5 protein-coding genes and 1 pseudogene are annotated in these 6,841 nt (G+C 67.1%); all 6 read left to right on the top strand.

The genetic code is table 11. The features are described 5' to 3' along the window. A pseudogene (gene catA, locus SCI24_RS02405) lies at window positions 1–957 on the top strand (catechol 1,2-dioxygenase); the annotation flags it as partial. Window positions 958–1,110: 153 nt separating this feature from the next. Continuing rightward, window positions 1,111–2,478, top strand: a complete 1,368-nt coding sequence (locus SCI24_RS02400) for a Rieske 2Fe-2S domain-containing protein (protein ID WP_318723800.1) — start codon at window positions 1,111–1,113, stop codon at window positions 2,476–2,478. A gap of 31 nt (window positions 2,479–2,509) precedes the next feature. Next, on the top strand, window positions 2,510–2,998 hold the full coding sequence (gene benB / locus SCI24_RS02395) for a benzoate 1,2-dioxygenase small subunit (protein WP_282734306.1): 489 nt from the start codon (window positions 2,510–2,512) through the stop codon (window positions 2,996–2,998). A gap of 24 nt (window positions 2,999–3,022) precedes the next feature. Beyond that, the gene (benC, locus tag SCI24_RS02390) at window positions 3,023–4,051 is read left to right on the top strand and encodes a benzoate 1,2-dioxygenase electron transfer component BenC (protein ID WP_318723806.1); all 1,029 of its coding nucleotides are present in this window, start codon (window positions 3,023–3,025) and stop codon (window positions 4,049–4,051) included. Next, on the top strand, window positions 4,048–4,848 hold the full coding sequence (gene benD / locus SCI24_RS02385; protein WP_318723805.1) for a benzoate diol dehydrogenase BenD: 801 nt from the start codon (window positions 4,048–4,050) through the stop codon (window positions 4,846–4,848). Before benC ends, benD begins: the two co-directional genes overlap by 4 nt. 96 nt (window positions 4,849–4,944) lie before the next feature. Beyond that, window positions 4,945–6,204: a benzoate/H(+) symporter BenE family transporter gene (locus tag SCI24_RS02380; RefSeq protein ID WP_318723803.1), complete on the top strand. Its 1,260-nt coding sequence runs from the start codon at window positions 4,945–4,947 to the stop codon at window positions 6,202–6,204. Window positions 6,205–6,841: the final 637 nt, after the last annotated feature.

Raw genomic sequence — 6,841 nt, 5'->3', positions numbered from 1 at the left:
GACACCCCCGAGGTCCAGGACTTCCTGAACACCGTCGCCGGCTTCGACCAGGACGGCGGCAGCGAGCGCGCCAAGCAGATCATGCATCGCCTGCTCTCCGACCTGTTCCGGCTGATGGACGACTACGACGTCAGCGCCGAGGAGTTCTGGTCCGCCGTCAGCGTGCTCAACGCGCTGGGCAACGGCACCCAGTTCGGCCTGCTGGCCCCGGGGCTGGGCTTCGACCACTACCTGGACATGCGCATGGACGCCGCCGATCGCGAGCGCGGCCTGCTGGGCGGCACCCCGCGCACCATCGAGGGCCCGCTCTACGTGGCCGGCGCCCCGGAGGCCGAGGGCTTCGCGCGCATGGACGACGGCCAGGACCAGGACGGCGAGACCATGTGGCTGACCGGCCAGGTGCGTGACGTCGACGGCCACCCCGTCGCCGGTGCCAAGGTCGAGATCTGGCACGCCAACTCCAAGGGCGGCTACTCCTTCTTCGACCCGACCCAGTCCGAGTACAACCTGCGCCGCAGCATCGTTACCGACAGCGAGGGCCGCTACACCGCGCGCAGCATCATCCCCTCCGGCTACGGCTGCCCGCCGGACAGCCCGACCCAGCAGGTGCTCGACCTGCTCGGCCGTCACGGCCAGCGCCCGGCGCACATCCACTACTTCATCTCCGCCCCGGGCCACAAGCACCTGACCACCCAGATCAACCTGGCGGGCGACCCCTACACCTTCGACGACTTCGCCTTCGCCACCCGCGAGGAGCTGGTGGTGCCGGCCAGCCGCATCGAGGACAAGGACGAGATCGCCCGGCGCGAGCTGGACGGCCCCTTCTCCGAGGTGGTGTTCGACATCGAGCTGGCGAAGACCGACGCCCCCGAGCTGCAGGTGCGCCACGCCCGCCCGCGGGCCAAGGAAGACGAGCAGGACCGCCACAGCCAGCTGGCCGGCACCGCCAAGGTCTGATCGGCATCAGCCCCTGACAACTCCAGCAGGAGCGCCGGGGGCAGGCCGTAGAGGAGGTGCGACTTGTACAGCGCCTCCTCGATGGTCCGGCACCCCGGGGCCTGCCCCCGGATAAGTCCCAAGCGGTCACGACAAGACAATGAGGATTACTCCATGACCAGCAAGCTTGACCAACTCGAACAACGCGTCCGCGGCGCCGTCGTCGACGACGCCGACAACGGCATCTTCCGCTGCCACCGCAGCATGTTCACCGACCCGGCCTTCTTCGACCTGGAGATGAAGCACATCTTCGAGGGCAACTGGCTGTTCCTGGCCCACGAGAGCCAGATCAGCGAGCCGGGCGACTACTACACCGTGACCATGGGCCGTCAGCCGGTGGTCATCACCCGCGACAAGCAGGGCGAGCTGCACGGCCTGATCAACGCCTGCGCCCACCGCGGCGCCACCCTGTGCCGCCGCAAGCAGGGCAACAAGGGCACCTTCACCTGCCCCTTCCACGGCTGGACCTTCAAGAACGACGGCAAGCTGCTCAAGGCCAAGAACGAGAAGAACGGCGCCTACCCGGAAGGCTTCAAGCAGGAAGGCTCCCACGACCTCAAGCGCCTGCCGCGCTTCGCCAACTACAAGGGCTTCCTGTTCGGCAGCCTGAACGAGGACGTGCTGCCGCTGGAGGAGTACCTGGGCGAGACCACCAAGGTCATCGACAACATCGTCGACCAGGCGCCGGAAGGCCTGGAGATCCTGCGCGGCACCTCGTCGTACACCTACAACGGCAACTGGAAGCTGCAGGCCGAGAACGGCGCCGACGGCTACCACGTGAGCTCGGTGCACTGGAACTACGCCTCGACCATGGAGCGTCGCAACTACGACGCCGGCGGCACCAAGGCGGTGGACGCCGACGGCTGGTCGAAGAGCCAGGGCGGCTTCTACTCCTACGAGAACGGCCACATGATGCTGTGGACCCGGCTGCTCAACCCCGAGGTGCGCCCGGTCTACACCCGCAAGGACGAGATCGAGGCCGAGCTGGGCGCGGCGCGGGCCGACTCCATCGTCAACCAGACCCGCAACCTCTGCCTCTACCCCAACGTCTACCTGATGGACCAGTTCTCCACGCAGATCCGCGTGCTGCGTCCGCTGTCCGTCGACAAGACCGAGGTCACCATCTACTGCTTCGCGCCCAAGGGCGAGTCCGCGGAGAACCGCCGGGTGCGCATCCGCCAGTACGAGGACTTCTTCAACGTCTCGGGCATGGGCACGCCGGACGACCTCGAGGAGTTCCGCGCCTGCCAGGACGGCTACAACGGCGCGCTGGCCGAGTGGAACGACCTCTCGCGCGGTGCCAGGCAGTGGATCGAGGGCGCCGACGAGAACGCCCAGGCGATCGACATGAAGCCGCTGCTCAGCGGGGCCTCCCCGGAAGACGAGGGCCTCTACGTGCTGCACCACAAGCACTGGGTCGAGGAGGTGCTGCGCGCCATCGACAAGGAACGCAGCCAGTACATCGCCACCGCGTCCGCCTAAGCGACCCGCGACCTGTCAAGGGAGAGAAACCATGAGCATCAGCTACCACGACATCCAGGCCTTCCTGTACCGCGAGGCGCGCCTGCTCGACGACCGCCAGTGGGACGCGTGGCTCGAGTGCTACCGCCAGGACGCCGAGTTCTGGATGCCGGCCTGGGACGACGACGACCAGCTGACCCGCGACCCCGAGGCCGAGATCTCGCTGATCTACTACCCGAACCGCGAGGGGCTGGAGGACCGGGTCTACCGGATCAAGACCGAGCGCAGCGGGGCGAGCACGCCGGAGCCGCGCACCACCCACCAGATCACCAACCTCGAGGTGCTGAAGGAGGAAGGTGACACGGTGGAGCTGCGCTTCAACTGGCACACCCTGAGCCATCGCTACAAGAAGACCGACAGCTACTTCGGCAGCGCCTTCTACACCCTGGACGTGTCGGGGGAGACGCCGCTGATCACCAGAAAAGTCGTGCAACTCAACAACGACTACATCCACCAGGTCATCGACATCTATCACATCTGACCCGGTGCGGGAGGAGATTCGACCATGAGCTATACCATTGCACTCAACTTCGAGGACGGCGTCACCCGTTTCATCGGCTGCAAGGAAGGGGAAACGGTCCTCGACGCCGCCTACCGGCAGAAGGTCAACCTGCCGATGGACTGCTCCGATGGCGTCTGCGGCACCTGCAAGGGCCACTGCGAGCAGGGCGAGTTCGACATGGGGGACGAGTACCTGGAGGAGGCACTCTCCGACGAGGAGGCCGCCGAGGGCCAGGTGCTGACCTGCCAGATGGTGCCCTCCTCGGACTGCGTCATCCAGGTGCCGGTGGCCTCCAGCCTGTGCAAGACCCAGGTCGGCAAGATCGAGGGCACCCTGGCCGTGGTCGAGCAACTCTCCGAGGACAGCATCGAGCTGGCCGTGGACCTGGACGAGGGGGCCGAGCTGGCCTTCCTGCCGGGGCAGTACATCCATATCGACGTGCCGGGCAGCGAGGCGCACCGCTCCTACTCCTTCAGCTCGAAGCCCGGGGAGCAGCGCGCCACCTTCCTGATCCGCAACATCCCCAATGGCCTGATGAGCGGCTACCTGACCCGGCAGGCCAAGGTCGGCGATCGCCTCTCCCTCACCGGGCCGCTGGGCAGCTTCTACCTGCGCGAGATCACCCGCCCGGTGCTGATGCTGGCCGGCGGCACGGGCCTCGCGCCCTTCCTCTCCATGCTCGAGCAGCTGGCGGAGAAGGGCAGCGACCAGCCCATGCACCTGATCTACGGCGTCAACAAGGATGACCACCTGGTCAAGGTCGATGCCCTCGACGCCTTCGCCGAGAGGCTGCCGACCTTCACCTACTCCACCGTGGTGGTGGACGAGGCGAGCCAGCATCCGCGCAAGGGCTATGTCACCCATCACATGGATGCCGAGGTGCTGCACGACGGTGACATCGACGTCTACCTGTGCGGGCCGCCCCCGATGGTCGATGCGGTGCTCAAGCACTTCGACGCCGAGGGCATCGTGCCGCAGAGCTTCCACTACGAGAAGTTCACCCCCAACCAGGCACCCGGGGAGGCATCATGAGTCTCCAACGCTTCGACGCCCCCCGCTTCCAGGACCGGGTGATGGTGATCACCGGCGCGGCCCAGGGCATCGGCCAGCGGGTCGCCGAGCGGGCCGCCGCCGAGGGCGCCCGCCTGGCCCTGGTGGACCGTGCCGACCTCATCCATGAGGTGGTGGCGGGGCTCGCCGAGCAGGGCGTGGACGCCATCGCCCTGCAGGCCGACCTCGAGACCTGGGAAGGGGCCGAGGAGGTGATGGCCCGCACGGTGGCGCATTTCGGCCGGATCGACATCCTGATCAACAACGTGGGCGGCGCGATCAACTTCAAGCCGTTCACCGAGTTCACCCAGGCCGAGATCGCCGCCGAGGTCAACCGCTCGCTGATGCCGACGCTATGGTGCTGCCGGGCGGTGCTGCCGACCCTGGTGGCGCAGGGCGGCGGGGTGATCGTCAACGTCTCCTCGGTGGCGACCCGGGGTATCCACCGGATCCCCTACTCGGCGGCCAAGGGGGGCGTCAACGCGCTGACCGAGTCCCTGGCCTTCGAGTACGCCGAGCACGGCATCCGCGTGGCGGCCGCCGGCATCGGCGGGACCGAGGCGCCGCCGCGCAAGATCTCCCGCGGCACCCCGGAGCCCCGCAACGAGACGGAGCGAGCCTGGTTCCAGGCGCATATCGACCAGACCAAGCAGAGCTGCCTGATGAAGCGCTACGGTACCCTGGACGAGATGGCCGCGCCGATCCTCTTCCTGGCCTCCGACGAGGCGAGCTACATCACCGGCAGCGTGCTGCCGGTGGGCGGCGGCGACCAGGGCTGACCCCCGCGCCGGGGCGGCCTTCGGGCCGCCCGCTCGCCTTGCCCCTGACCATCCGTGGCTTCCGACAGCAACGACAACAAGCCCCTGGAGCACAGCATGAAACACCTCGAGAAAGGCCCCGGCCTCGCGACGGCGCCGCGGGACTTCCTGCGCGACCTCAATGCCGACAACCTGAGCGCCGGCGTGGTCGCCGGCATCTTCGGCCTCAGCGCCGGCATCATCCACATCAGCGCCGGCACCGCGGCCGGGCTGCCCAAGGATTTCACCCTGCTGTGGGTGATCAGCTACCTCTTCATCAACGGCCTGTTCGGCCTGATCCTGCCGGCCTACTACCGTCTTCCCCTGCCGGTGGCCAACTCCATCCCCGGCGCCCTGCTGTTCGCCGCCATCATCCCCGTGGTGGGGCTCAACGAGGCCCTGGGGGCGACGCTGCTGGCGGGCGCCATCTCGGTGGTGGTGGCCCTGGCCGGCTGGATGAGCCTGGTGATGCGGCTGATCCCCATGCCCATCGTCATGGGCATGGTGGCCGGGGTGCTGCTCAAGTTCGGCACCAACATGGTGATGCCGCTGCAGAACGCCCTGATTCCGGCGGTGGTGATGATCCTGGCCTTCTTCCTCTCGGCGCGCTTCCTGCGCCGGATACCGCCGCTGGTGGTCACCCTGGTGGTGGGGGTGCTCTACATGGCCCTCTCCGGGGCCGACTTCTCCAGCGTGGAATTCTCCTTCCGCATGCCCGAGTTCATCATGCCGGCCTTCTCCATGGACGCCTTCCTGGCCTACGGCCTGCCGCTGGCGCTGATCCTGGTGGGCATGGAGACCCCCGCCGGCGTGGGGCTGGTCAAGGGCATGGGCTACAAGGAGGCGCCGGCCAACGCCATCACCTTCGTCGGCGGTATCGGCACCATGGTGTCGGCCTTCTTCAACCTGCACAGCACCTGCATCGCCGCGCCGATGACCGGTATCTGCTCCTCCCCCGAGGCGGGAACCCACGACAAGCGCTGGGTGGCGGCGGTGATCGTCGGCATCATCTTCGTGGTCGCCGCCCCCTTCTACGGCTTCGTGTTCAGCCTGATCGAGGCGATGCCGAGCTACTTCATCGCCATCATCGCCGGCCTGGCGCTGCTGCGGGTGATCAGCTCGGCGATGCACATCACTTTCTCCGGCAAGCATGAGGTCGGGGCGATGTTCTCCTTCCTGATTGCGGTGTCGGGCCTGCAGATCTTCGGCATCGGCGCCTCCTTCTGGGCGCTGATCCTGGGGGCGCTGATCTCGATGCTGGTGGAGTTCCGGGACTTCGACTTTACCCAGGAGCGCGAGGCCCTGCGCAAGCGCTTCCCGGCGAAGAGTGCCGGCTGACCGATAGCGCCGGCGCCCGGGCGTCGGGGCGCCGGCATGCCGTTTTCCTCCTTGGCCCGTGACCGCTTCGGCAGCACGGGCCCTTTTTGTGCGCCCGCCGCCGTGTCCGCCCCTTATCCTTTTGTCTCAATCCTCGCCCCCTGGAGGGGGGAATCTTCTCCCGGAAACCTGCCCCGGGCGCGACAGGGGTCGTCGGTTGTCACCCTTTCACGGCCCGCCCGGTCGACATGCCGAGGGCGGAAGGCCTGGCTATCGCGACGCATGGCCTGGGGTGTCTTTCAATTCCTTGATTTAAATTTGATTTTTCTCGGATCGGTCGGGGAGAGAAGGGCGAGTGTCGGCTGTCCTGGCGATACCCCTGGGGTATGGAAGGGAACTCAAACGATATTGGTGACACCCCCGCTGCCTGGCCAGAATCCAGTGACGACAACAAGAACGCCTCCGTCGAGATGTGGCCTGTCAGGCATCCGGAGGCCCCCGACCACTGGCCTTGCATCCCTGACGAGACCGCAGGGCACAACGACAACGACGAGAGCATGACCATGACCGTGAAGATTTTCGACACCCCCGAGGTCCAGGACTTCCTGAACACCGTCGCCGGCTTCGACCAGGACGGCGGCAGCGAGCGCGCCAAGCA

It is taken from the genome of Halomonas sp. (assembly GCF_033549285.1).
GTDB lineage: Bacteria > Pseudomonadota > Gammaproteobacteria > Pseudomonadales > Halomonadaceae > Halomonas.
The sequence above is the reverse complement of the archived record's forward strand: the minus strand, read 5'-3'. Positions and strand labels throughout refer to the sequence as shown.